This is a genomic window from Escherichia sp. MOD1-EC5990 (genome assembly GCF_002965285.1).
Classification (GTDB): domain Bacteria; phylum Pseudomonadota; class Gammaproteobacteria; order Enterobacterales; family Enterobacteriaceae; genus Escherichia; species Escherichia coli_F.
Window position 1 is genome coordinate 103,227 of record NZ_PTRV01000008.1, and the last position, 24,401, is coordinate 127,627.

Consider the following 24,401-nt stretch of genomic DNA (forward strand, 5'->3'; position numbering starts at 1 on the left):
ATTACGCGTTTTTCAACATCCACTCAATTTCTGTTTCTGTGATGAGGCGCTCAAACTGCAACAGCTCATCATTTTTACAGGCGTGATAGACATGGCAGAAGCGTTCGCCTAAATAGCGGCGCAGGTGATCATTCTCGATAAACTCACCCAGGGCATCGCTCTGGCGAATCGGGAAGGGTAAGCCTTCCTGTTCCAGCCCGTTGCCTTCGACTTCTTCCTGTAATGGCAGTTCGTTATCAAGGCCATGCAAAATACCAGCAAAAATCGCTGCCATCACCAAATACGGGTTGGCATCGGCACCCGCCACGCGATATTCCACGCGGTGATTATGGCGATCGCCGCAGGGAATACGCAGGGCGACGGTGCGGTTGTTATGGCCCCACGACGCCTGCGTCGGTACATACATCCCCGGCTGGAAGCGGCGATACGAGTTCACGTTTGGTGCCAGCAACGCCATTGATGACGGCATCAGGTCAATCATCCCGGCGAGCATCTTTTTCAGCAGCGGCGAATCTTCGCCTTCCGCGTCAGAAAGCACGTTCTCGCCACGATTATTTTGCATACTGATATGGATATGCATCCCGCTGCCCGCGTGCTCTTCATACGGCTTCGCCATAAAAGTGGCGTGCATCTTATGCTTTTCTGCCATCAGACGCACCAGGCGTTTTAGTGCCAGCGCATCATCGCAAGCTTCCAGCACGTTATCGGTATGGTAAAGATTGATTTCAAACTGACCTGGCGAGGCCTCGGCGACCGCGCCATCTGCCGGAATCAGCTGTAACTGCGCCAGCTCATCAATATCATTGAGCACGTCGGCGAAGTGGTTGAGGTTATCAACGGAGTAAACCTGACTTTGTGTATTGCGGTCATCGGTGCCGGGCGCGCAGGGCGGTTGCAGATACCCTTCAGCGTCGCGCTGGCGATCCAGTAAATAGAACTCCAGCTCTACCGCTACAACCGGGAACAATCCGCGCTGGCGTAGCTGCTGCCACAGGCGGTTGAGAACGTTCCGCGGCTCAACGTCAAAGGGAGCGCCATCTTCATCGACCATGGTCAGGAGCATCTGACCGATAAACTCAGGATCTGCAGCAGAAGGGGTTAAGGAACCGAGAACAGGAACACAGGTACGATCCGGCTCGCCCATTTCCTGACCCAGGCCCGCTTCTTCTACTACGTTGCCCAGAATATCCATTGCAAACACCGAGGCCGGGAAATAACACCCTTTCTCGAGCTTCTTCAGGCTTGAAACAGGAATACGTTTCCCACGAAAACAACCATTCAGATCGGTAAGTAAAACATCAACATATTGCGTATTCGGGTAGCGCTCCAGGTAGCGTTTCACTTCCTGCGTAAAGGCGCTACCCCGCCTCTCTTCTGACTGCTGAACAAAGTTCTCTACTTCAACGATATTGGTTTCCATGATTCTTCGCCTTTGGTTTGTTTTCCGCTCGTTATCAAAGCGTAAAATATAATGACCACCATTCGAATCTGTATGCAAACTAAATGTTTGTCAAATGTTAAATTGAGTTTGCAAAAATGAAAACCCGCTGCTAGATTGAAAAAATATTGAACATAAAGGTCATTTAAAGCGCAGTAATGGCGATAATTTAGTCCACTTTGTGAGATTGAGCATGGAAAATATAATGAACAATCCGATTATCGGTGTCGTAATGTGCAGGAACAGGCTTAAGGGTCATGCGACCCAGACTCTGCAAGAAAAGTACCTGAATGCCATCATCCACGCAGGCGGCTTGCCAATTGCGCTGCCACATGCGCTGGCGGAACCGTCATTACTTGAACAACTTTTGCCGAAACTCGATGGTATTTATCTTCCTGGTAGTCCCAGCAATGTGCAGCCGCACCTATATGGTGAAAACGGCGATGAGCCTGACGCCGATCCCGGGCGTGATCTTCTGAGCATGGCGTTAATTAATGCCGCACTCGAAAGGCGCATCCCCATTTTCGCCATCTGCCGGGGTTTACAGGAACTGGTGGTGGCAACCGGTGGTTCGTTGCATCGCAAGCTGTGCGAACAGCCTGAATTGCTGGAACATCGGGAAGATCCCGAACTGCCGGTGGAACAGCAATATGCACCGTCGCATGAAGTTCAGGTTGAAGAGGGGGGATTGCTGTCTGCGTTGTTACCTGAATGTAGCAACTTTTGGGTAAACTCTCTGCATGGACAAGGGGCGAAGGTCGTTAGCCCACGGTTGCGTGTTGAAGCTCGCTCGCCGGATGGCTTAGTTGAGGCGGTTAGCGTCATCAATCATCCTTTTGCGCTGGGCGTACAGTGGCACCCGGAATGGAACAGTAGCGAGTACGCGCTTTCGCGTATATTGTTCGAGGGCTTTATCACCGCTTGTCAGCACCATATCGCTGAAAAACAGCGACTCTGACCACTACAGTTTAAGGAAATGCAAATATGAGTGATGAGGGACTGGCGCCAGGAAAACGCTTGTCGGAAATCCGCCAGCAGCAGGGGCTTTCACAACGTCGTGCCGCCGAACTCTCCGGGCTGACTCACAGTGCTATCAGTACGATAGAACAGGATAAAGTCAGCCCTGCCATCAGTACGCTGCAAAAGCTGCTGAAGGTGTATGGTCTGTCACTCTCGGAATTCTTTTCCGAGCCGGAAAAACCTGATGAGCCACAGGTCGTCATTAATCAGGACGACTTAATTGAGATGGGCAGTCAGGGTGTGTCAATGAAGCTGGTTCATAACGGTAACCCGAATCGTACGCTGGCGATGATATTTGAAACGTACCAGCCAGGCACAACCACTGGGGAAAGAATTAAGCATCAGGGTGAGGAAATAGGCACTGTACTGGAAGGTGAAATTGTTCTGACGATTAATGGTCAGGATTACCACCTCGTCGCGGGGCAAAGTTATGCCATTAATACCGGCATCCCGCACAGTTTCAGTAATACGTCGGCAGGTATTTGCCGAATTATCAGCGCCCATACGCCCACCACGTTTTAATCTTTTTTGTTCTGTAAGCCGGGTAAGCGCAATGCGCCCGGCAATCCATAAAGAATGTCGCCAGAAATAAGCGGGCATGCGGCCCGGGGATCTCTGCGCCCTGACGTTCACAAACTGCATATATCTGATACACGTGAAACAGGAGTCATAATGAATTTTCATCATCTGGCTTACTGGCAGGATAAAGCGTTAAGTCTCGCCATTGAAACCCGCTTATTTATTAACGGTGAATATACTGCTGCGGCGGAAAATGAAACTTTTGAAACCGTTGATCCGGTCACCCAGGCACCGCTGGCGAAAATTGCCCGCGGCAAGAGCGTCGATATCGACCGTGCGGTGAGCGCAGCACGCGGCGTATTTGAACGCGGCGACTGGTCACACTCTTCTCCGGCAAAACGTAAAGCGGTACTGAATAAACTCGCCGATTTAATGGAAGCCAACGCCGAAGAGCTGGCACTGCTGGAAACTCTCGACACCGGCAAACCGATTCGTCACAGTCTGCGTGATGATATTCCCGGCGCGGCGCGCGCCATTCGCTGGTACGCCGAAGCGATCGACAAAGTGTATGGCGAAGTGGCGACCACCAGTAGCAATGACCTGGCGATGATCGTGCGTGAACCGGTGGGCGTGATTGCTGCCATTGTACCGTGGAACTTCCCGTTGCTGCTGACCTGCTGGAAACTCGGCCCGGCGCTGGCGGCGGGAAACAGCGTGATTCTAAAACCGTCTGAAAAATCACCGCTCAGTGCGATTCGTCTCGCCGGGCTGGCGAAAGAAGCAGGTCTGCCGGATGGCGTGCTGAACGTGGTGACCGGTTTTGGTCATGAAGCGGGGCAGGCGCTGTCGCGTCATAACGATATCGATGCCATCGCCTTTACCGGTTCGACCCGTACCGGGAAACAGCTGCTGAAAGATGCAGGCGACAGCAACATGAAACGCGTCTGGCTGGAAGCAGGCGGCAAAAGCGCCAACATCGTTTTCCCCGACTGCCCGGATCTGCAACAGGCAGCAAGCGCCACCGCAGCAGGCATCTTCTACAACCAGGGGCAGGTGTGTATCGCCGGAACGCGCCTGTTGCTGGAAGAGAGCATCGCCGATGAATTCTTAGACCTGTTAAAACAGCAGGCGCAAAACTGGCAGCCGGGCCATCCACTTGATCCCGCAACCACCATGGGCACCTTAATCGACTGCGCCCACGCTGACTCGGTGCATAGCTTTATTCGGGAAGGCGAAAGCACAGGGCAACTGCTGCTGGATGGTCGTAACGCCGAGCTGGCTGCCGCCATCGGCCCGACCATCTTTGTGGATGTAGACCCGAATGCGTCCTTAAGCCGCGAAGAGATTTTCGGTCCGGTGCTGGTGGTCACGCGTTTCACAGCAGAAGAACAGGCGCTACAGCTTGCCAACGACAGCCAGTACGGACTTGGCGCGGCGGTATGGACACGCGACCTCTCCCGCGCGCACCGCATGAGTCGCCGCCTGAAAGCCGGTTCCGTCTTCGTCAATAACTACAACGACGGTGATATGACCGTGCCGTTTGGCGGCTATAAGCAGAGCGGCAACGGTCGCGACAAATCCCTGCACGCCCTTGAAAAATTCACCGAACTGAAAACCATCTGGATAAGCCTGGAGGCCTGAAATGACCGAACATACCAGCAGTTATTACGCCGCCAGTGCGAATAAATACGCGCCATTCGACACGCTGAATGAGTCGATTTCCTGCGACGTTTGCGTGGTCGGCGGCGGCTATACCGGGCTTTCCTCCGCGCTGCATCTGGCGGAAGCGGGCTTTGACGTGGTGGTTCTTGAAGCCTCACGCATCGGCTTCGGCGCAAGCGGACGCAACGGCGGGCAGCTTGTGAACTCCTACAGCCGCGACATCGACGTTATCGAAAAAAGCTACGGCATGGATACCGCCCGTATGCTCGGCAGCATGATGTTCGAGGGTGGCGAGATCATCCGCGAACGTATCAAACGTTATCAGATTGACTGCGACTATCGCCCCGGCGGCCTGTTTGTGGCGATGAATGATAAACAACTCGCCACACTCGAAGAGCAGAAAGAGAACTGGGAACGCTACGGTAATAAACAGCTTGAATTGCTGGATGCCAACGCCATTCGCCGCGAAGTCGCCAGCGATCGCTACACGGGTGCGCTGCTGGATCACAGCGGTGGACATATTCACCCGCTGAACCTCGCTATTGGTGAAGCCGACGCCATCCGTCTGAACGGTGGACGCGTGTATGAGCTTTCTGCGGTGACGCATATCCAGCACACCACGCCAGCCGTTGTGCGCACTGCCCAAGGGCAGGTGACGGCGAAGTATGTGATTGTCGCAGGCAACGCGTATCTGGGCGATAAAGTAGAGCCGGAACTGGCGAAACGCAGCATGCCGTGCGGCACGCAGGTGATCACCACCGAGCGGCTGTCGGAAGATTTAGCCCGTTCGCTGATCCCGAAAAACTACTGTGTGGAAGACTGTAACTATCTTCTTGATTACTACCGCCTGACTGCCGATAACCGCCTGCTGTACGGTGGCGGCGTGGTCTACGGCGCGCGCGACCCGGATGACGTTGAGCGTCTTGTTGTGCCGAAACTGCTGAAAACCTTCCCGCAGCTGAAGGGCGTGAAAATTGATTACCGCTGGACGGGCAACTTCCTGCTGACTCTGTCACGGATGCCGCAGTTTGGTCGCCTTGATACCAACATCTATTACATGCAGGGCTATAGCGGTCACGGCGTCACCTGTACCCATCTTGCCGGGCGTTTGATTGCTGAACTGCTGCGCGGCGACGCCGAGCGTTTCGACGCCTTCGCCAATCTGCCGCATTACCCGTTCCCCGGCGGGCGCACGCTGCGCGTGCCGTTTACCGCGATGGGTGCGGCTTATTACAGCCTGCGCGATCGTCTGGGCGTTTAATTTCCGATTAACAGTGAAGAGCTAAAGGTGTGAAACATGAGCAACAATGAATTCCATCAGCGTCGTCTTTCTGCCACTCCGCGCGGGGTTGGCGTGATGTGTAACTTCTTCGCCCAGTCGGCTGAAAACGCCACGCTGAAGGATGTAGAGGGCAACGAATATATCGATTTCGCCGCAGGCATTGCGGTGCTGAATACCGGGCATCGCCACCCTGATCTGGTCGCGGCGGTGGAGCAGCAATTGCAACAGTTTACCCACACGGCGTATCAGATTGTGCCGTACGAAAGCTACGTCACCCTGGCGGAGAAAATCAACGCCCTTGCCCCGGTGAGCGGGCAGGCTAAAACTGCGTTCTTCACCACCGGTGCGGAAGCGGTGGAGAACGCGGTGAAAATCGCCCGCGCCCATACCGGACGCCCTGGCGTGATTGCGTTTAGCGGCGGCTTCCACGGTCGTACATATATGACCATGGCGCTGACCGGAAAGGTCGCGCCGTACAAAATCGGCTTCGGCCCGTTCCCCGGTTCGGTGTATCACGTACCTTATCCGTCAGATTTACATGGCGTTTCAACGCAGGACTCCCTCGATGCCATCGAACGCTTGTTTAAATCGGACATTGAAGCGAAGCAGGTGGCGGCGATTATTTTCGAACCGGTGCAGGGCGAAGGCGGTTTCAACGTTGCGCCAAAAGAGCTGGTTGCCGCCATTCGCCGCCTGTGCGACGAGCACGGTATTGTGATGATTGCCGATGAAGTGCAAAGCGGCTTTGCGCGTACCGGTAAACTGTTCGCGATGGATCACTACGCCGACAAGCCGGACTTAATGACCATGGCGAAAAGTCTTGCGGGCGGGATGCCGCTTTCAGGTGTGGTTGGGAACGCGAATATTATGGACGCACCCGCGCCGGGCGGGCTTGGTGGTACCTACGCCGGGAACCCGCTGGCGGTGGCTGCCGCGCACGCGGTGCTCAACATTATCGACAAAGAATCACTCTGTGAACGCGCTAATCAACTGGGCCAGCGTCTGACAAATACGTTGATTGATGCCAAAGAAAGCGTTCCGGCCATCGCTGCGGTACGCGGTCTGGGGTCGATGATTGCGGCAGAGTTTAACGATCCGCAAACGGGCGAGCCGTCAGCGGCGATTGCACAAAAAATCCAGCAACGCGCGCTGGCGCAGGGGCTGCTCCTGCTGACCTGTGGCGCATACGGCAACGTGATTCGCTTCCTGTATCCGCTGACCATCCCGGATGCGCAATTCGATGCGGCAATGAAAATATTGCAGGATGCGCTGAGCGATTAATAGCCCAACGCAATAATGTCTGATGCGCTGCGCTTATCAGGCCTGCAAACGACGTATTGATTATGTATGCCGGATAAGGCGTTCACGCCGCATCCGGCAAGTTGTATTGCCCAACTTCGCTAAATCTGGTGCTTTTTCAACAACGCGCGGAACTGATGATAGGTTAACCCCAGTAATTCAGCCGCGCGCTTCTGGTTATATTTCCCTTGTTGCAAACTGAGTAGCAGCAACTCTTTTTCCTGCTGCATCTGAAACTCACGTAAATCCAGTGGCAGCGTCGGAAGTGAGGTGGTTTCTGAAACGGCGATAGCGTCTTCAGGCGGACGCCGTTTAAAGGGATCAATAATAATTTCATCCAGCGGATACTCGCTGGTGCCGTGGCGATACACTGAACGTTCCACCACGTTTTTCAATTCACGAATATTTCCCGGCCAGCGATAATTCAGCAATGTTTCTCTGGCGCGCTCCGTAAAACCCGGGAACAGAGGCAGCTTGATTTCCCGACACATCTGAATGGCAAAGTGTTCTGCCATCAGCATAATGTCGCTTTCGCGCTCGCGCAGGGGCGGCAGTTGCACTACATCGAAAGCCAGCCGGTCGAGCAGGTCAGCGCGAAAAGTACCTTCATTGACCATCGCGGGGAGATCGGCATTCGTCGCGCATACTAACCGCACATTCACCTGCAATGGCTGGCTGCCGCCAACGCGCTCCAGTTCACCGTACTCAATCACGCGCAATAATTTCTCCTGTACCATCATCGGTGCCGTAGCGAGTTCATCAAGAAATAGCGTACCGCCGTCGGCACGTTCAAATCTCCCTGGATGACGTTTTTGCGCACCGGTAAACGCGCCCGCTTCGTGACCAAACAGTTCGGAATCCAGCAGATTTTCATTTAACGCCGCGCAGTTAAGGGAAATAAACGGCCCCTGCCAACGGGAGGAGAGATAATGCAGACGGCTGGCAATCAGCTCTTTACCTGTGCCGCGCTCGCCGATGATGAGCACCGGTTTGTCCAGCGGTGCGAGATGCGAAACCTGTTCCAGCACTTCGAGAAAGCTGTTCGCCTCACCGAGTAAATTATCTTTGTATTCTGCCATGATGAAATTCGCCACTTGTTAGTGTAATTCGCTAACTCATCCTGGCATGTTGCTGTTGATTCTTCAATCAGATCTTTATAAATCAAAAAGATAAAAAATTGGCACGCAAATTGTATTAATAGTTCAGCAGGACAATCCTGAACGCAGAAATCAAGAGGACAACATTATGGGTATTTTTTCTCGCTTTGCCGACATCGTGAATGCCAACATCAACGCTCTGTTAGAGAAAGCGGAAGATCCACAGAAACTGGTGCGTCTGATGATCCAGGAGATGGAAGATACACTGGTTGAAGTACGTTCTACTTCGGCGCGTGCGCTGGCAGAAAAGAAACAGCTGACTCGCCGTATTGAACAAGCGTCGGCGCGTGAAGTTGAATGGCAGGAAAAAGCCGAACTGGCGCTGCTGAAAGAGAGAGAAGATCTGGCGCGTGCGGCGTTAATTGAAAAACAGAAACTGACCGATCTGATTAAGAGCCTGGAACATGAAGTGACGCTGGTGGACGATACGCTGGTGCGTATGAAGAAAGAGATCGGCGAGCTGGAAAACAAATTGAGTGAAACACGCGCTCGCCAGCAGGCATTGATGTTACGCCATCAGGCGGCAAACTCGTCGCGCGATGTGCGTCGTCAGCTGGACAGTGGCAAACTGGATGAAGCAATGGCTCGTTTCGAATCTTTCGAACGTCGAATTGACCAGATGGAAGCGGAAGCAGAAAGCCACAGCTTCGGTAAACAAAAATCGCTGGACGATCAGTTTGCCGAACTGAAAGCCGATGATGCAATCAGCGAGCAACTGGCACAATTAAAAGCCAAAATGAAGCAAGACAATCAATAATAACATCCAGGCGGCGTCCGAACGCGCCGCCGCTCATCGTCTAAGGAGTCCTTATGAGCGCGCTATTTCTGGCTATTCCGTTAACCATTTTTGTGCTGTTTGTTTTACCGATCTGGTTATGGCTGCATTACAGCAATCGTTCTGGTCGCAGTGAATTGTCGCAAAGTGAGCAGCAACGATTAGCGCAACTGGCTGATGAAGCAAAACGGATGCGCGAACGTATTCAGGCACTGGAATCCATTCTTGATGCAGAACATCCGAACTGGAGGGATCGCTAATGGCGGGCATTAATCTCAATAAAAAATTATGGCGTATTCCACAGCGGGGCATGGTACGCGGCGTCTGCGCCGGGATTGCCAACTATTTTGATGTACCGGTAAAACTGGTACGTATCCTGGTGGTGCTGTCGATTTTCTTCGGCCTGGCGCTGTTTACCCTGGTTGCTTACATCATTTTGTCATTTGCGCTTGATCCAATGCCGGACAACATGGCCTTTGGTGAGCAGCTACCTTCCAGCAGCGAATTGCTGGATGATGTCGACCGTGAACTGGCGGCAAGTGAAACGCGTTTACGCGAGATGGAACGTTATGTCACTTCCGATACTTTCACGTTACGTAGCCGTTTCCGTCAACTGTGAGGAAAGTTATGAATACTCGCTGGCAACAGGCCGGGCAAAAGGTGAAGCCTGGTTTCAAATTAGCAGGCAAGCTGGTACTTCTTACCGCACTGCGCTATGGCCCGGCGGGTGTAGCTGGTTGGGCGATAAAATCAGTTGCTCGCCGACCGCTGAAAATGTTGCTGGCCGTGGCGCTGGAACCGCTGTTAAGTCGGGCTGCCAATAAACTGGCGCAGCGTTATAAAAGGTGAGGGGAGTTTCGCAAAAATTGTTAAAGCTAAGGCGTATTATGGATGGCAATTTTCATCCATAGAAGGACGCTTACATGTTTAAAAAAGGCTTACTTGCTCTGACACTGGTGTTTTCACTGCCCGTTTTCGCCGCTGAACACTGGATCGATGTTCGTGTTCCAGAGCAGTATCAGCAAGAGCACGTTCAGGGAGCCATCAATATTCCCCTGAAGGAAGTGAAAGAGCGCATTGCCACCGCCGTTCCGGATAAAAACGACACCGTGAAAGTGTATTGCAATGCCGGACGCCAGTCAGGGCAGGCAAAAGAGATCCTTAGCGAGATGGGATATACCCACGTTGAGAACGCTGGCGGCCTGAAAGACATCGCAATGCCGAAGGTCAAAGGTTAAAAGAATCCACCCTAAGCGGCGCTTATGCGCCGTTTACTTTTTCTGTCACACCTTATTTACATCCCCATAGATTATTTGCGTCAGCTCACAAATACGCTTTTTCCCTGGTAAAAAATGATTTCCTGCGTGACTAAAACCCTTGTGCTCAATTGACAGTTTATTTTCTGCGGAGTAGTCTCTCGTTTCATGGGACCGCTACCACGGAAAGGCAACATGAAACAGAAAATTACGGATTACCTGGACGAAATCTACGGTGGAACATTTACCGCGACTCATTTACAGAAACTTGTAACGCGTCTTGAGAGTGCGAAAAGATTAATTACACAGCGACGTAAAAAACACTGGGATGAAAGTGATGTCGTGTTAATTACCTATGCCGATCAATTTCACAGTAATGATTTAAAACCACTACCCACATTTAATCAGTTTTACCATCACTGGCTGCAAAGCATTTTTTCACATGTCCATTTGTTGCCATTTTACCCATGGTCATCTGATGATGGATTTTCGGTAATTGATTATCATCAGGTCGCCAGTGAAGCAGGGGAGTGGCAGGATATTCAGCAACTCGGTGAATGCAGTCATTTAATGTTTGATTTTGTCTGCAACCATATGTCGGCAAAAAGTGAATGGTTTAAAAACTATTTACAACAGCAGCCAGGTTTTGAAGATTTTTTTATTGCCGTTGACCCGCAAACCGATCTTAGCGCCGTCACTCGCCCGCGCGCGTTACCGTTATTAACGCCATTCCAGATGCGCGATCATTCAACGCGCCATTTATGGACCACCTTTAGCGACGATCAAATTGACCTGAATTACCGTAGCCCTGAAGTGTTACTGGCGATGGTGGATGTTTTACTGTGTTACCTTGAGAAAGGTGCTGAGTATGTCCGTCTGGATGCCGTTGGCTTTATGTGGAAAGAGCCGGGAACGAGTTGCATCCACCTGGATAAAACACATCAAATTATCAAACTGTTACGCGCCATTACTGATAGCGTCGCGCCGGGGACGGTCATCATTACTGAGACCAATGTCCCGCATAAAGACAACATTGCTTACTTTGGCAACGGCGATGACGAAGCGCATATGGTGTACCAGTTCTCACTGCCGCCGCTGGTGTTACATGCGGTGCAAAAACAGAACGTCGAGGCGCTGTGCCAGTGGGCGCAAAGTCTGACGTTGCCTTCCAGCAAAACCACCTGGTTTAACTTCCTCGCGTCTCATGATGGTATTGGACTTAACCCACTGCGAGGCTTGTTGCCTGAAAGCGAGATATTAGCGCTAGTCGAGGCGTTACAGCAGGAAGGGGCATTAGTAAACTGGAAAAATAATCCCGATGGTACGCGCAGTCCCTATGAAATAAATGTCACCTATATGGATGCGTTAAGCCGCCGCGAGAGTAGCGATGAAGAACGTTGCGCCAGGTTTATCCTTGCCCATGCGATTTTGTTAATTTTCCCCGGTGTGCCAGCGATATATATTCAAAGTATTCTGGGCTCGCGTAATGATTACGCAGGTGTCGAAAAACTGGGATATAACCGTGCGATTAACCGTAAAAAATACACCAGCGAAGAGATCACGACCGAACTGAACAATAAAGCGACGTTAAGGCACGCGGTATATCATGAATTGTCGCGACTAATTAAAATTCGTCGCAGTCATAACGAGTTTCATCCAGATAATGATTTTACCATCGATACGGTTAATTCATCCGTAATGCGTATTCAAAGAAGCAACGCGGATGGTAATTGTCTGACAGGATTGTTTAATGTCAGTGAAAATATTCAGCATATAAATATTACTGACCTGCACGGTCGGGATCTGATTAGTGAAGTTGATATAGTGGGTAATGAAATAACGCTGCGCCCCTGGCAGGTTATGTGGATTAAATAAAAAGGAACATCTCATGATTAAATCAAAAATCGTGCTGTTATCAGCACTGGTTTCCTGCGCCCTGATTTCAGGTTGTAAAGAAGAAAATAAAACGAATGTTTCCATCGAGTTTATGCATTCTTCGGTGGAACAGGAACGCCAGGCGGTAATTAGTCAGTTAATTGCGCGTTTTGAAAAAGAAAACCCAGGCATCACTGTTAAACAAGTGCCGGTGGAAGAAGATGCCTATAACACCAAAGTCATCACCCTTTCCCGTAGCGGCTCGCTGCCGGAAGTGATCGAAACCAGCCATGACTACGCGAAAGTGATGGACAAAGAACAGCTTATCGATCGCAAAGCGGTTGCTACGGTCATCAGTAATGTCGGTGAAGGCGCGTTTTATGACGGCGTTCTGCGGATTGTGCGCACCGAAGATGGTAGCGCCTGGACCGGTGTTCCTGTCAGCGCATGGATTGGCGGTATCTGGTATCGCAAAGATGTGCTGGCAAAAGCCGGGCTGGATGAGCCGAAAAACTGGCAACAGTTGCTGGATGTCGCACAGAAACTGAACGATCCGGCGAATAAAAAATACGGTATTGCACTGCCGACGGCAGAAAGCGTACTGACGGAACAATCGTTCTCCCAGTTTGCGTTATCCAATCAGGCCAACGTTTTTAACGCCGAAGGCAAAATCACCCTTGATACGCCGGAGATGATGCAGGCGCTGACCTATTACCGCGACCTTGCTGCCAACACCATGCCGGGTTCTAACGACATTATGGAAGTGAAAGACGCCTTTATGAACGGCACCGCGCCGATGGCGATTTACTCCACCTACATCCTTCCGGCTGTGATTAAAGAAGGCGACCCGAAAAATGTCGGTTTCGTGGTGCCAACCGAGAAAAACTCGGCGGTCTACGGCATGTTGACATCGCTGACCATTACCGCCGGGCAAAAAAGCGAAGAGACGGAAGCGGCGGAAAAATTTGTCACCTTTATGGAGCAGGCGGACAACATTGCCGACTGGGTGATGATGTCGCCAGGCGCGGCGCTGCCGGTGAACAAAGCGGTTGTGACGACTGCCACCTGGAAAGATAACGACGTGATTAAGGCGCTGGGAGACTTGCCGAATCAGTTGATTAGCGAACTGCCAAACATTCAGGTCTTTGGTGCGGTAGGGGACAAAAACTTTACCCGCATGGGCGATGTCACGGGGTCTGGTGTGGTGAGTTCAATGGTGCATAACGTCACCGTGGGGAAAGCCGATCTCTCAACCACGCTGCAAGCGAGCCAGAAAAAGCTGGATGAACTGATCGAACAGCACTAATCCCAGGACAGGAATCCGCAATGAACAGGCTTTTTTCAGGTCGTTCCGATATGCCCTTTGCGCTGCTGCTTCTCGCGCCCAGCTTATTACTGCTGGGCGGTCTGGTGGCGTGGCCAATGGTGTCGAATATCGAAATCAGTTTTTTACGTCTGCCGCTTAATCCCAACATCGAGTCAACGTTTGTTGGGGTGAGCAACTATGTGCGTATTCTCTCCGATCCCGGCTTCTGGCACTCGCTGTGGATGACGGTCTGGTATACCGCGCTGGTGGTGGCAGGTAGCACCGTGCTCGGCCTGGCGGTGGCGATGTTTTTCAACCGCGAGTTTCGCCTGCGCAAAACCGCGCGTTCGTTGGTGATCCTCTCCTACGTAACGCCGTCCATTTCGCTGGTGTTCGCCTGGAAATACATGTTCAACAACGGCTACGGCATTGTGAACTACCTCGGCGTCGATCTTCTGCATCTCTATGAGCAGGCGCCGCTGTGGTTCGATAACCCGGGCAGTAGTTTTGTACTGGTGGTGCTGTTCGCCATCTGGCGCTACTTCCCGTATGCCTTTATTTCGTTTCTGGCGATTTTGCAGACCATCGACAAATCGCTGTACGAAGCGGCAGAGATGGATGGCGCGAATGCCTGGCAGCGGTTTCGCATCGTCACGCTGCCCGCGATTATGCCGGTCCTGGCGACGGTGGTGACTCTGCGTACCATCTGGATGTTCTACATGTTCGCTGACGTTTATTTGCTGACGACCAAGGTCGATATTCTCGGCGTCTATCTCTACAAAACCGCCTTTGCCTTTAATGACTTAGGGAAAGCGGCGGCGATCTCAGTGGTGCTCTTCATCATTATTTTCGCTGTCATTCTGCTGACCAGAAAACGGGTGAACCTCAATGGCAACAAATAAACGCACACTCAGTCGCATCGGTTTTTACTGCGGGCTGGCGCTGTTTCTCATCATCACGCTGTTTCCGTTTTTTGTGATGTTGATGACCTCGTTCAAAAGCGCGAAAGAGGCGATCTCGCTGCATCCTACGCTGCTGCCACAGCAGTGGACGCTGGAGCATTACGTCGACATTTTTAATCCGGTGATTTTCCCGTTTGTCGATTATTTCCGTAACAGCCTGGTGGTGTCGGTAGTTTCATCCGTGATAGCAGTATTTCTCGGCATTCTCGGGGCTTACGCGCTTTCCCGCCTGCGCTTTAAAGGGCGAATGACCATCAACGCCAGCTTTTACACGGTGTACATGTTCTCCGGCATTTTGCTGGTGGTGCCGCTGTTCAAAATCATCACTGCGCTTGGCATTTACGACACCGAGATGGCGCTGATCATCACCATGGTGACGCAAACCCTGCCTACCGCCGTGTTTATGCTGAAAAGCTACTTCGACACCATCCCCGATGAAATCGAAGAAGCGGCGATGATGGATGGCCTCAACCGGCTGCAAATTATCTTCCGCATCACGGTACCGCTGGCGATGTCCGGGCTGATATCCGTGTTCGTCTACTGCTTTATGGTGGCGTGGAACGACTATCTGTTTGCCTCGATTTTCCTCTCCAGCGCCAGCAATTTCACTTTACCGGTAGGCCTGAACGCGCTGTTCAGTACCCCTGATTACATCTGGGGCCGAATGATGGCAGCCTCGCTGGTGACCGCATTGCCGGTGGTGATTATGTATGCACTTTCGGAACGTTTTATTAAGAGTGGTTTGACCGCCGGTGGCGTGAAGGGCTAAAGCGGCCAGTTTCTTGACAAGGAGTTTTACATGAAAAAGTTAGTAGCCACAGCACCGCGCGTTGCCGCGTTGGTGGAGTATGAAGACAGGGCGATTTCAGCCAATGAAGTGAAGATCCGCGTGCGGTTCGGCGCGCCGAAACACGGGACGGAAGTGGTCGATTTCCGCGCCGCCAGCCCGTTTATCGATGAAGACTTTAATGGCGAATGGCAGATGTTCACCCCCCGTCCGGCAGATGCGCCGCGCGGCATTGAGTTTGGCAAGTTCCAGCTTGGCAACATGGTGGTTGGCGACATTATCGAGTGCGGCAGCGACGTTACCGACTACGCGGTGGGTGACAGCGTATGCGGCTACGGCCCGCTTTCCGAAACGGTCATCATTAACGCGGTGAATAACTACAAACTGCGCAAGATGCCGCAAGGTAGCTCGTGGAAAAACGCCGTCTGTTACGACCCGGCGCAGTTTGCCATGAGCGGCGTGCGCGATGCCAACGTGCGCGTGGGCGATTTTGTGGTGGTAGTAGGGCTTGGCGCGATTGGTCAAATTGCCATTCAACTGGCAAAACGCGCTGGCGCGTCGGTGGTGATTGGTGTCGATCCTATCGCTCATCGCTGTGATATTGCCCGTCGCCACGGGGCGGATTTCTGCCTTAACCCCATTGGCACGGATGTAGGCAAAGAGATTAAAACGCTGACCGGCAAGCAGGGTGCCGATGTGATTATCGAAACCAGCGGCTACGCCGACGCGCTGCAATCGGCACTGCGCGGCCTGGCTTATGGCGGCACCATCTCGTATGTCGCATTTGCCAAACCATTTGCCGAAGGTTTTAACCTCGGACGCGAAGCGCATTTCAACAACGCCAAAATTGTCTTCTCTCGTGCGTGCAGTGAACCGAACCCGGATTATCCGCGCTGGAGCCGAAAGCGTATTGAAGAAACCTGCTGGGAACTGCTGATGAACGGTTATCTCAATTGTGAAGATTTAATAGACCCGGTGGTGACCTTTGCTAACAGCCCGGAAAGCTACATGCAGTATGTCGACCAGCATCCGGAACAAAGCATCAAAATGGGCGTAACTTTTTAATTCTAAGGACGGAAAAATGAAAATCGGCACACAGAATCAGGCCTTCTTTCCGGAAAATATTCTGGAGAAATTTCGTTATATCAAAGAGATGGGTTTTGATGGTTTTGAAATTGACGGCAAACTGCTGGTCAACAATCTCGAAGAAGTCAAATCAGCGATCAAAGAAACCGGTTTACCGGTGACCACTGCCTGCGGCGGTTATGACGGCTGGATTGGGGACTTTATCGAAGAACGTCGTCTTAATGGTTTAAAGCAGATCGAGCGCATTCTTGAGGCGCTGGCGGAAGTGGGCGGCAAAGGTATTGTCGTTCCAGCAGCGTGGGGCATGTTTACCTTTCGCTTACCGCCGATGACCTCGCCGCGCAGCCTGGATGGCGATCGTCAAATGGTGAGCGATTCCCTGCGTTTCCTGGAGAAGGTAGCCGCGCGTACCGGAACGGTGGTGTATCTCGAACCGCTAAACCGCTATCAGGACCACATGATCAACACGCTCGCCGATGCTCGTCGTTACATCGTCGAAAACAACCTTAAACATGTGCAGATTATCGGCGATTTCTATCACATGAACATCGAAGAGGATAACCTGGCGCAGGCGCTGCATGACAACCGTGACCTGCTTGGTCATGTGCATATTGCCGATAACCATCGCTATCAGCCGGGCAGCGGCACCCTCGATTTCCACGCGCTGTTTGAACAGCTGCGCGCCGATAACTATCAGGGCTATGTGGTGTATGAAGGGCGCATTCGGGCAGAAGATCCTGCTCAGGCGTACCGTGATTCTTTGGCCTGGTTGCGCACCTGCTAAGAGGTCTTTGTGAAAAGTGCAATGACAAGCTCTCCGCTGCGGGTCGCGATAATAGGCGCGGGCCAGGTGGCGGATAAGGTTCATGCTTCGTACTACTGCACCCGCAACGATCTGGAACTGGTGGCTGTCTGTGACAGCCGCCTTTCCCAGGCGCAGGCGTTGGCAGAGAAATACGGGAACGCATCCGTGTGGGACGATCCGCAGGCCATGCTGCTGGCGGTAAAACCTGACGTGGTAAGCGTCTGTTCACCTAACCGTTTTCATTACGAGCATACCCTGATGGCGCTGGAGGCAGGCTGCCATGTGATGTGCGAGAAACCACCCGCCATGACGCCAGAACAGGCGCGGGAGATGTGTGATACCGCGCGTAAACAGGGTAAGGTGCTGGCCTACGACTTTCACCATCGTTTTGCCCTTGATACGCAACAACTGCGTGAACAGGTGACCAACGGCGTTCTGGGTGAGATTTACGTCACGACCGCCCGAGCCCTGCGTCGCTGCGGTGTTCCCGGTTGGGGTGTGTTTACCAATAAAGAACTTCAGGGTGGCGGCCCGCTGATCGACATCGGCATTCATATGCTGGATGCCGCGATGTATGTGCTGGGCTTTCCGGCGGTGAAAAGCGTGAATGCGCACAGCTTTCAAAAGATCGGCCCTCAAAAGAGCTGTGGTCAATTTGGCGAGTGGGACCCTGCAACCTACAGCGTCGAAGATTCACTGTTTGGCACCATTGAATTTCTTAACGGCGGCATTCTTTGGCTCGAGACATCATTTGCACTCAACATCCGCGAACAGTCGATTATGAACGTCAGCTTTTGCGGCGATAAAGCGGGAGCCACGCTGTTTCCGGCGCATATCTATACCGATAACAACGGTGAATTAATGACGCTGATGCAACGGGAACTGGCCGACGACAACCGTCATTTGCGCAGCATGGAAGCCTTTATCAATCACGTACAGGGCAAGCCAGTGATGATTGCCGACGCCGAACAAGGGTACATCATCCAGCAACTGGTGGCGGCGCTGTATCAATCCGCAGAAACAGGGACGCGTGTGGAATTATGACCAGGCCAGTAACATTAACGGAACCCCATTTCAGCCAGCATACCCTGAATAAATATGCCTCATTAATGGCGCAGGGAAACGGCTATCTTGGGCTTCGTGCCAGCCATGAAGAAGATTACACGCGGCAGACGCGCGGCATGTATCTGGCAGGGCTTTATCATCGAGCCGGGAAAGGTGAAATCAACGAACTGGTGAATCTGCCAGACGTGGTGGGAATGGAAATTACCCTAAACGGGGAGATTTTTTCGTTATCCCGCGAAGCGTGGCAGCGTGAGCTTGACTTTGCCAGTGGAGAATTACGCCGCAGTGTTATCTGGCGCACCAGCGACGGCGCAGGGTTCACCATTGAAAGCCGTCGTTTTGTTTCGACAGATCAACTGCCGCTGATCGCGCTGGAAATCAGTATTACCCCGCTGGACGCCGAGGCATCAGTGCTGATCTCAACAGGCATTGACGCCACGCAAACTAACCATGGTCGCCAGCATCTTGATGAAACCCAGGTGCGCGTGTTTGGCCAGCACCTGATGCAGGGGATCTACACCACCCAGGATGGGCGCAGTGATGTGGCCATCAGCTGTCACTGTCAGGCGAGTGGTGACGTTCAGCAGTGCTATACCGCAAAAGAGCGCCGTTTGCTGCAACATACCAGCGCGCAACTTCGCACAGGTGAAACACTGACCCTGCAAAAGCGGGTGTGGATTGACTGGCGGGACGACCGACAAGCCGCTTTAGACGAGTGGGGCAGTGCGTCGCTTCGCCAGCTCGAAAGGTGCACGCAACAGAGTTATGACCAACTTCTTGCAGCATCCACAGAAAACTGGCAGCAATGGTGGCAGAAACGTCGTATCACGGTAAACAGTAGCGATGCGCACGATCAGCGGGCGTTAGACTATGCGCTTTATCATTTGCGTATTATGACGCCCGCCCATGACGAGCGTAGCAGCATTGCGGCGAAAGCCTTAACCGGCGAAGGCTACAAAGGCCACGTTTTCTGGGATACGGAAGTGTTCCTGCTGCCGTTCCATCTGTTTAGCGAACCGACGATTGCCCGAAGTTTACTGCGCTATCGCTGGCACAACTTGCCTGGCGCGCAGGAGAAAGCGCGACGCAATGGCTGGCAGGGCGCGCTGTTTCCGTGGGAGAGCGCACGTAGCGGCGAAGAAGAAACGCCGGAATTTGCCGCCATTAACATTCGTACCGGACTGCGGCAAAAAGTGGCCTCAGCGCAGGCGGAACATCATCTGGTCGCCGATATCGCCTGGGCGGTTATTCAATACTGGCAGGTAACGGGGGATGAAAGCTTCATTGCTCACGAAGGCATGGCGCTACTGCTGGAGACCGCAAAGTTCTGGATTAGCCGCGCGGTAAGGGTTAACGATCGTCTGGAAATTCATGATGTTATTGGGCCAGACGAATATACCGAACACGTTAACAATAACGCATACACAAGTTATATGGCCTGCTACAACGTCCAACAGGCACTGAATATTGCTCGCCAGTTTGGCTGTAGCGACGATGCGTTTATTCATCGTGCCGACATGTTCCTCAAAGAGCTGTGGATGCCAGAAATTCAGCCCGACGGCGTTTTGCCGCAGGATGATTCGTTTATGGCGAAACCGGCGATAGATCTGGCGAAATACAAAGCGGCGGCAGGCAAACAAACCATTCTGCTGGATTATTCACGCGCAGAAGTGAACGAGATGCAGATCCTCAAGCAGGCCGATGTGGTGATGCTCAATTACATGCTACCAGAACAATTTTCAGCGGCCTCTTGTCTCGCCAATCTGCAATTTTATGAACCGCGCACCATTCACGACTCGTCATTGAGTAAAGCGATCCACGGCATTGTTGCCGCGCGTTGTGGCTTGCTTGCGCAGAGTTACCCGTTCTGGCGCGAGGGGAGTGAAATCGATCTTGGTGCTGATCCGCATAGCTGCGATGACGGTATCCATGCCGCCGCAACTGGCGCTATCTGGCTGGGGGCGATTCAGGGTTTTGCCGGAGTCAGCGTGCGCGACGGCGAATTACATCTGAACCCAGCGTTACCTGAGCAGTGGCAACAGTTATCTTTCCCTTTGTTCTGGCAGGGCTGCGAATTACAGGTCACTCTCGACGCGCAGCGTATTGCGATTCGAACTTCTGCGCCCGTTTCACTGCGGTTGAACGGTCAGCTTATTTCCGTGACTGAAGAATCTGTTTTCTGTTTGGGTGATTTTATTTTGCCCTTCAATGGGACCGCTACCACGCATCAGGAGGATGAATGAAACTACAAGGGGTAATTTTCGATCTGGATGGCGTGATCACCGACACCGCACATCTGCACTTCCAGGCATGGCAGCAGATTGCCGCCGAAATCGGCATCAGCATCGATGCGCAATTTAACGAGACGTTAAAAGGGATCAGCCGCGATGAGTCCCTGCGACGCATTCTGCAACACGGGGGCAAAGAGGGCGACTTTAACGTGCAAGAGCGGGCGCAACTGGCGTATCGCAAAAATCTGCTCTACGTCCACTCACTGCGCGAACTGACGGTTAACGCTGTTCTGCCGGGAATTCGGCCTTTGCTGGCAGATCTTCGGGCGCAAGGCATCCCGGTAGGGCTGGCCTCCGTCTCTCTGAATGCCCCAACAATTTTAGCGGCGCTGGAGCTGCGCGAGTTTTTCACCTTCTGCGCGGACGCTTCCCAACTTAAACACTCGAAACCGGACCCGGAAATCTTTCTCGCCGCCTGTGCCGGGCTGGGCGTGCCGCCGCAGGCATGTATCGGCATTGAAGATGCGCAGGCGGGCATTGACGCCATTAACGCCAGCGGTATGCGCTCGGTGGGGATCGGCGCGGGCTTAACTGGGGCGCAATTACTGTTGCCCTCAACGGAGTCCCTGACCTGGCCGCGGTTATCGGCCTTCTGGCAAAACGTATAGCAAAGGAATCAACATGGCACAGCTTTCGTTACAACATATTCAAAAGATCTACGATAACCAGGTGCATGTGGTGAAGGACTTCAACCTGGAGATTGCCGATAAAGAGTTCATCGTGTTTGTCGGTCCGTCGGGCTGCGGTAAATCGACCACCCTGCGTATGATTGCCGGGCTTGAGGAGATCAGCGGCGGCGATCTGTTGATCGACGGTAAACGAATGAATGACGTTCCGGCCAAAGCGCGCAATATCGCGATGGTGTTCCAGAACTACGCGCTGTATCCGCATATGACGGTCTACGACAACATGGCGTTTGGCCTGAAGATGCAAAAAATCGCCAAAGAGGTGATTGATGAGCGGGTTAACTGGGCGGCGCAAATCCTTGGCCTGCGTGAGTACCTGAAACGCAAGCCGGGTGCGCTTTCCGGCGGGCAACGCCAGCGTGTGGCGCTCGGACGGGCGATTGTGCGCGAAGCGGGCGTGTTTTTGATGGATGAACCGCTCTCTAACCTGGATGCCAAGCTGCGCGTACAAATGCGCGCGGAAATCAGCAAGCTGCATCAGAAACTGAACACCACCATGATCTACGTGACCCACGATCAGACCGAAGCGATGACCATGGCGACGCGGATTGTCATTATGAAGGATGGGATTGTTCAGCAGGTCGGTGCGCCGAAAACGGTCTATAACCAACCGGCGAATATGTTTGTTGCCGGATTTATTGGGTCACCAGCAATGAATTTTATTCGCGGCACGATCGATGGTGATAAATTCGTTACGGAAACGCTTAAATTAACCATTCCCGAAGATAAATTAGCGGTTCTAAAAACGCAGGAAAGTTTGCATAAGCCCATCGTGATGGGAATACGCCCGGAGGATATTCATCCGGATGCGCAAGAGGAAAATAACATTTCTGCCAAAATTAGCGTGGCGGAATTAACCGGTGCGGAATTTATGCTCTACACCACGGTTGGGGGGCACGAGCTGGTGGTCCGTGCCGGTGCGTTAAATGATTATCATGCAGGAGAAAACGTCACTATTCATTTCGATATGACCAAATGTCATTTCTTTGATGCAGAAACGGAAATAGCAATTCGCTAAATACAGGGGGAAGGCATTCCCCCAGGATAATACAAGGAACAATAATGAAAAAGTTATTACCCTGTACCGCACTGGTGATGTGTGCGGGAATGGCCTGCGCACAGGCTGAGGAAAAAAACGACTGGCACTTTAATATCGGCGCGATGTACGAAATAGAAAACGTCGAGGGTTATGGCGAAGATATGGACGGGCTGGCGGAGCCTTCCGTCTATTTTAATGCTGCCAACGGGCCGTGGAGAATATCGCTGGCTTATTACCAGGAAGGGCCGGTAGATTATAGCGCGGGTAAACGTGGAACCTGGTTTGATCGCCCGGAACTGGAAGTGCATTATCAGTTTCTCGAAAGCGATGATTTCAGTTTCGGCCTGACCGGTGGTTTCCGTAACTATGGTTATCACTATGTTGATGAACCGGGCAAAGACACGGCAAATATGCAGCGCTGGAAAATCGCGCCAGACTGGGATGTGAAACTGACTGACGATTTACGTTTCAACGGTTGGCTGTCGATGTATAAATTTGCCAACGATCTGAATACAACCGGTTATGCTGATACCCGTGTCGAAACGGAAACGGGTCTGCAATATACCTTCAACGAAACGGTTGCCTTGCGAGTGAACTATTATCTCGAGCGCGGCTTTAATATGGACGACAGCCGCAATAACGGTGAATTCTCCACGCAAGAAATTCGCGCCTATTTACCGCTGACGCTCGGCAATCACTCGGTAACACCGTATACGCGCATTGGGTTGGATCGCTGGAGTAACTGGGACTGGCAGGATGATATCGAACGTGAAGGCCATGATTTTAACCGTCTTGGTTTGTTTTACGGTTATGATTTCCAGAATGGTCTTTCCGTTTCGCTGGAATACGCGTTTGAGTGGCAGGATCACGATGAAGGCGACAGCGATAAATTCCATTATGCAGGTGTCGGTGTGAATTACGCGTTCTGATAATGTGCTAAATTTCCGGATGCAGCGCGAGTACTTTATCCGGTTTATAAATGTAGGCCGGATAAGATGCGCCAGCATCGCATCCGGCATTCAGGCAACGTAGCTGGCATTTATTTCAACGACATATGCGTGGCAACGGTAATATTTTGTGGTGACGGTTTTCCGGCAATTAAGCGGAATAATAACTCACAGCTTTGTTGACCTAACTCCTGCGTCGGGATATCGATACCACCCGGTGCAGGCGTTAAAATAAATGACAGCGTTTCATTGCTATAACCCACTACCGCTAACTGCTGCGGAATAGCAATGTTTTTCTCTGCCGCCGCACGATAAATGCTCATTAATTTCAGGCTGTCTGTGGCAAACACCGCCTCAGGCAACGGTGACTGACTTAATAATTGCCGTGCTGCTTTTAATGCTGTTTCATGGGTGTAACCGCCATCAACAATCCATTCATCGCGCACTGCAATATTATGCTCAGACAGACTTTGCTTATAACCATTAACGCGGTCAACCGAAACATGGACATCAAGCGGAGCATGTAGGCAGGCAATATTTTTATGTCCACTTTCAATTAATGCATCGGTCAGCGCAATACTGTCGCCAAAATTATCGGTATCGACAGAATAAACATGGGCATATTCACCTTCAACTTTGCCAATTACTACCACCGGAATATCGTATTTATCGAGTTGGGCGAAAAAAGACTCATCTGCTGGCGAACTTAGCATAATAATGCCTTTAATCATTTTCTGCTTAATTTTGCTTTCACATTTTTGTAAGTCTTCAGCTGGGTTGTGCGACGTCTGCAATATCACGTCGAAACCCTCATCTTCCGCTTTGGCGGTAATGGCATGCAAAACTTCGGAGAAAAACGGGTTACCCGCCGTAGTTTTGGTCGAGCGGGTAGAAATCACCATAATGGCATCAAAGCCCGAAGAGGTCAGCGCGCGGGCCAGTTTATTTGGCTGATACTGTAATTCTTCAATGGCCCGTAACACTTTTTCGCGCGCTTCCGGGGAGATATTGGTTTGCTTATTCAGCACGCGTGATACGGTGGATTTTGATACGCCGGCAACCCTGGCAATATCATAAATAGTAGGGGACATAGGTCAGGAACTCCGTCCGAACGTGAATGCTGCACATCTTATGGAGTTCGCCT

At 52.1% G+C, this 24,401-nt stretch carries 24 protein-coding genes; 21 read left to right on the top strand and 3 right to left on the bottom strand.

Translation table 11 applies throughout. The features are described from left to right. Position 1: 1 nt before the first annotated feature. Entirely contained in the window at positions 2-1,420 is a 1,419-nt protein-coding gene (gene puuA / locus BEB42_RS11740; RefSeq protein WP_001296746.1) for a glutamate-putrescine ligase, read from the bottom strand. A gap of 211 nt (positions 1,421-1,631) precedes the next feature. Between puuA and puuD the strand changes: the two genes are divergently transcribed. The 5 genes from puuD (at position 1,632) to puuE (ending at position 7,202) form a co-directional block, all read left to right on the top strand. Next, positions 1,632-2,396, top strand: a complete 765-nt coding sequence (gene puuD, locus BEB42_RS11745) for a gamma-glutamyl-gamma-aminobutyrate hydrolase (RefSeq protein WP_105267381.1) — start codon at positions 1,632-1,634, stop codon at positions 2,394-2,396. 26 nt (positions 2,397-2,422) lie between these two features. Further along, entirely contained in the window at positions 2,423-2,980 is a 558-nt protein-coding gene (gene puuR / locus BEB42_RS11750) for an HTH-type transcriptional regulator PuuR (RefSeq protein ID WP_001278727.1), read from the top strand. Between the two features lie 150 nt (positions 2,981-3,130). After that, the gene (gene puuC, locus BEB42_RS11755) at positions 3,131-4,618 is read left to right on the top strand and encodes an aldehyde dehydrogenase PuuC (RefSeq protein WP_105267382.1); all 1,488 of its coding nucleotides are present in this window, start codon (positions 3,131-3,133) and stop codon (positions 4,616-4,618) included. 1 nt (position 4,619) lies between these two features. Continuing rightward, on the top strand, positions 4,620-5,900 hold the full coding sequence (gene puuB / locus BEB42_RS11760; RefSeq protein ID WP_105267383.1) for a gamma-glutamylputrescine oxidase: 1,281 nt from the start codon (positions 4,620-4,622) through the stop codon (positions 5,898-5,900). A gap of 36 nt (positions 5,901-5,936) precedes the next feature. After that, entirely contained in the window at positions 5,937-7,202 is a 1,266-nt protein-coding gene (gene puuE, locus BEB42_RS11765; RefSeq protein WP_000069238.1) for a 4-aminobutyrate transaminase, read from the top strand. Between the two features lie 119 nt (positions 7,203-7,321). Here the strand turns inward: puuE and pspF are convergent, their stop codons facing one another. Beyond that, entirely contained in the window at positions 7,322-8,299 is a 978-nt protein-coding gene (pspF, locus tag BEB42_RS11770) for a phage shock protein operon transcriptional activator (RefSeq protein ID WP_105267403.1), read from the bottom strand. Between the two features lie 166 nt (positions 8,300-8,465). Here pspF and pspA point away from each other — a divergent pair, with 166 nt between their 5' ends. The 16 genes from pspA (at position 8,466) to ompG (ending at position 23,239) form a co-directional block, all read left to right on the top strand. Next, positions 8,466-9,134 carry a phage shock protein PspA gene (pspA, locus tag BEB42_RS11775; RefSeq protein ID WP_000511033.1) on the top strand — a complete coding sequence of 223 codons (669 nt, stop codon included), beginning with the start codon at positions 8,466-8,468 and terminating at the stop codon, positions 9,132-9,134. A 53-nt stretch (positions 9,135-9,187) separates the two neighbouring features. Next, on the top strand, positions 9,188-9,412 hold the full coding sequence (gene pspB, locus BEB42_RS11780) for an envelope stress response membrane protein PspB (protein ID WP_001274963.1): 225 nt from the start codon (positions 9,188-9,190) through the stop codon (positions 9,410-9,412). Beyond that, positions 9,412-9,771, top strand: coding sequence for an envelope stress response membrane protein PspC (pspC, locus tag BEB42_RS11785; RefSeq protein WP_039020818.1), 360 nt, complete (start codon positions 9,412-9,414; stop codon positions 9,769-9,771). Before pspB ends, pspC begins: the two co-directional genes overlap by 1 nt. A gap of 8 nt (positions 9,772-9,779) precedes the next feature. Then, positions 9,780-10,001, top strand: a complete 222-nt coding sequence (pspD, locus tag BEB42_RS11790; protein ID WP_001295585.1) for a phage shock protein PspD — start codon at positions 9,780-9,782, stop codon at positions 9,999-10,001. Between the two features lie 74 nt (positions 10,002-10,075). Beyond that, entirely contained in the window at positions 10,076-10,390 is a 315-nt protein-coding gene (pspE, locus tag BEB42_RS11795; RefSeq protein ID WP_000473128.1) for a thiosulfate sulfurtransferase PspE, read from the top strand. Positions 10,391-10,603: 213 nt separating this feature from the next. Further along, positions 10,604-12,283 carry a glucosylglycerate phosphorylase gene (ycjM, locus tag BEB42_RS11800; RefSeq protein WP_105267384.1) on the top strand — a complete coding sequence of 560 codons (1,680 nt, stop codon included), beginning with the start codon at positions 10,604-10,606 and terminating at the stop codon, positions 12,281-12,283. 13 nt (positions 12,284-12,296) lie between these two features. Further along, positions 12,297-13,589 (top strand): ABC transporter substrate-binding protein, encoded by a 1,293-nt coding sequence (locus BEB42_RS11805; protein ID WP_000597475.1) that lies wholly within the window; start codon positions 12,297-12,299, stop codon positions 13,587-13,589. Between the two features lie 20 nt (positions 13,590-13,609). Next, the gene (locus tag BEB42_RS11810; protein WP_001080790.1) at positions 13,610-14,491 is read left to right on the top strand and encodes a carbohydrate ABC transporter permease; all 882 of its coding nucleotides are present in this window, start codon (positions 13,610-13,612) and stop codon (positions 14,489-14,491) included. Further along, entirely contained in the window at positions 14,478-15,320 is an 843-nt protein-coding gene (locus BEB42_RS11815) for a carbohydrate ABC transporter permease (RefSeq protein WP_032302944.1), read from the top strand. Before BEB42_RS11810 ends, BEB42_RS11815 begins: the two co-directional genes overlap by 14 nt. Positions 15,321-15,350: 30 nt before the next feature. Continuing rightward, positions 15,351-16,403, top strand: a complete 1,053-nt coding sequence (locus tag BEB42_RS11820) for a zinc-dependent alcohol dehydrogenase (RefSeq protein WP_039020821.1) — start codon at positions 15,351-15,353, stop codon at positions 16,401-16,403. A 16-nt stretch (positions 16,404-16,419) separates the two neighbouring features. Next, the gene (locus tag BEB42_RS11825; protein ID WP_105267385.1) at positions 16,420-17,208 is read left to right on the top strand and encodes a sugar phosphate isomerase/epimerase family protein; all 789 of its coding nucleotides are present in this window, start codon (positions 16,420-16,422) and stop codon (positions 17,206-17,208) included. A gap of 9 nt (positions 17,209-17,217) precedes the next feature. After that, entirely contained in the window at positions 17,218-18,273 is a 1,056-nt protein-coding gene (locus BEB42_RS11830; RefSeq protein WP_105267386.1) for a Gfo/Idh/MocA family protein, read from the top strand. Continuing rightward, on the top strand, positions 18,270-20,537 hold the full coding sequence (gene ycjT, locus BEB42_RS11835; RefSeq protein ID WP_105267387.1) for a kojibiose phosphorylase: 2,268 nt from the start codon (positions 18,270-18,272) through the stop codon (positions 20,535-20,537). Before BEB42_RS11830 ends, ycjT begins: the two co-directional genes overlap by 4 nt. Continuing rightward, on the top strand, positions 20,534-21,193 hold the full coding sequence (gene pgmB, locus BEB42_RS11840; RefSeq protein WP_039020825.1) for a beta-phosphoglucomutase: 660 nt from the start codon (positions 20,534-20,536) through the stop codon (positions 21,191-21,193). Before ycjT ends, pgmB begins: the two co-directional genes overlap by 4 nt. A gap of 13 nt (positions 21,194-21,206) precedes the next feature. Further along, positions 21,207-22,289 carry an ABC transporter ATP-binding protein gene (locus tag BEB42_RS11845; RefSeq protein ID WP_000057969.1) on the top strand — a complete coding sequence of 361 codons (1,083 nt, stop codon included), beginning with the start codon at positions 21,207-21,209 and terminating at the stop codon, positions 22,287-22,289. Positions 22,290-22,333: 44 nt separating this feature from the next. Continuing rightward, positions 22,334-23,239 carry a monomeric porin OmpG gene (gene ompG, locus BEB42_RS11850; RefSeq protein WP_000735245.1) on the top strand — a complete coding sequence of 302 codons (906 nt, stop codon included), beginning with the start codon at positions 22,334-22,336 and terminating at the stop codon, positions 23,237-23,239. Between the two features lie 110 nt (positions 23,240-23,349). Here the strand turns inward: ompG and BEB42_RS11855 are convergent, their stop codons facing one another. Beyond that, positions 23,350-24,348 carry a LacI family DNA-binding transcriptional regulator gene (locus BEB42_RS11855; RefSeq protein WP_105267388.1) on the bottom strand — a complete coding sequence of 333 codons (999 nt, stop codon included), beginning with the start codon at positions 24,346-24,348 and terminating at the stop codon, positions 23,350-23,352. Positions 24,349-24,401 lie beyond the last annotated feature (53 nt).

What these genes read in the sequence shown, in the direction of transcription:
- pspE (WP_000473128.1), top strand. Translation starts at nt 10,076, where the DNA reads ATGTTTAAAAAAGGCTTACTTGCTCTGACACTGGTGTTTTCACTGCCC.
- pspD (WP_001295585.1), top strand. Translation starts at nt 9,780, where the DNA reads ATGAATACTCGCTGGCAACAGGCCGGGCAAAAGGTGAAGCCTGGTTTC.
- BEB42_RS11845 (WP_000057969.1), top strand. Translation starts at nt 21,207, where the DNA reads ATGGCACAGCTTTCGTTACAACATATTCAAAAGATCTACGATAACCAG.
- BEB42_RS11855 (WP_105267388.1), bottom strand. Translation starts at nt 24,348, where the DNA reads ATGTCCCCTACTATTTATGATATTGCCAGGGTTGCCGGCGTATCAAAA.
- BEB42_RS11810 (WP_001080790.1), top strand. Translation starts at nt 13,610, where the DNA reads ATGAACAGGCTTTTTTCAGGTCGTTCCGATATGCCCTTTGCGCTGCTG.
- pspC (WP_039020818.1), top strand. Translation starts at nt 9,412, where the DNA reads ATGGCGGGCATTAATCTCAATAAAAAATTATGGCGTATTCCACAGCGG.
- puuB (WP_105267383.1), top strand. Translation starts at nt 4,620, where the DNA reads ATGACCGAACATACCAGCAGTTATTACGCCGCCAGTGCGAATAAATAC.
- pspF (WP_105267403.1), bottom strand. Translation starts at nt 8,299, where the DNA reads ATGGCAGAATACAAAGATAATTTACTCGGTGAGGCGAACAGCTTTCTC.
- puuR (WP_001278727.1), top strand. Translation starts at nt 2,423, where the DNA reads ATGAGTGATGAGGGACTGGCGCCAGGAAAACGCTTGTCGGAAATCCGC.
- puuE (WP_000069238.1), top strand. Translation starts at nt 5,937, where the DNA reads ATGAGCAACAATGAATTCCATCAGCGTCGTCTTTCTGCCACTCCGCGC.
- puuA (WP_001296746.1), bottom strand. Translation starts at nt 1,420, where the DNA reads ATGGAAACCAATATCGTTGAAGTAGAGAACTTTGTTCAGCAGTCAGAA.
- pspB (WP_001274963.1), top strand. Translation starts at nt 9,188, where the DNA reads ATGAGCGCGCTATTTCTGGCTATTCCGTTAACCATTTTTGTGCTGTTT.
- pspA (WP_000511033.1), top strand. Translation starts at nt 8,466, where the DNA reads ATGGGTATTTTTTCTCGCTTTGCCGACATCGTGAATGCCAACATCAAC.
- puuC (WP_105267382.1), top strand. Translation starts at nt 3,131, where the DNA reads ATGAATTTTCATCATCTGGCTTACTGGCAGGATAAAGCGTTAAGTCTC.
- BEB42_RS11820 (WP_039020821.1), top strand. Translation starts at nt 15,351, where the DNA reads ATGAAAAAGTTAGTAGCCACAGCACCGCGCGTTGCCGCGTTGGTGGAG.
- pgmB (WP_039020825.1), top strand. Translation starts at nt 20,534, where the DNA reads ATGAAACTACAAGGGGTAATTTTCGATCTGGATGGCGTGATCACCGAC.
- ycjM (WP_105267384.1), top strand. Translation starts at nt 10,604, where the DNA reads ATGAAACAGAAAATTACGGATTACCTGGACGAAATCTACGGTGGAACA.
- BEB42_RS11825 (WP_105267385.1), top strand. Translation starts at nt 16,420, where the DNA reads ATGAAAATCGGCACACAGAATCAGGCCTTCTTTCCGGAAAATATTCTG.
- puuD (WP_105267381.1), top strand. Translation starts at nt 1,632, where the DNA reads ATGGAAAATATAATGAACAATCCGATTATCGGTGTCGTAATGTGCAGG.
- ompG (WP_000735245.1), top strand. Translation starts at nt 22,334, where the DNA reads ATGAAAAAGTTATTACCCTGTACCGCACTGGTGATGTGTGCGGGAATG.
- ycjT (WP_105267387.1), top strand. Translation starts at nt 18,270, where the DNA reads ATGACCAGGCCAGTAACATTAACGGAACCCCATTTCAGCCAGCATACC.
- BEB42_RS11815 (WP_032302944.1), top strand. Translation starts at nt 14,478, where the DNA reads ATGGCAACAAATAAACGCACACTCAGTCGCATCGGTTTTTACTGCGGG.
- BEB42_RS11805 (WP_000597475.1), top strand. Translation starts at nt 12,297, where the DNA reads ATGATTAAATCAAAAATCGTGCTGTTATCAGCACTGGTTTCCTGCGCC.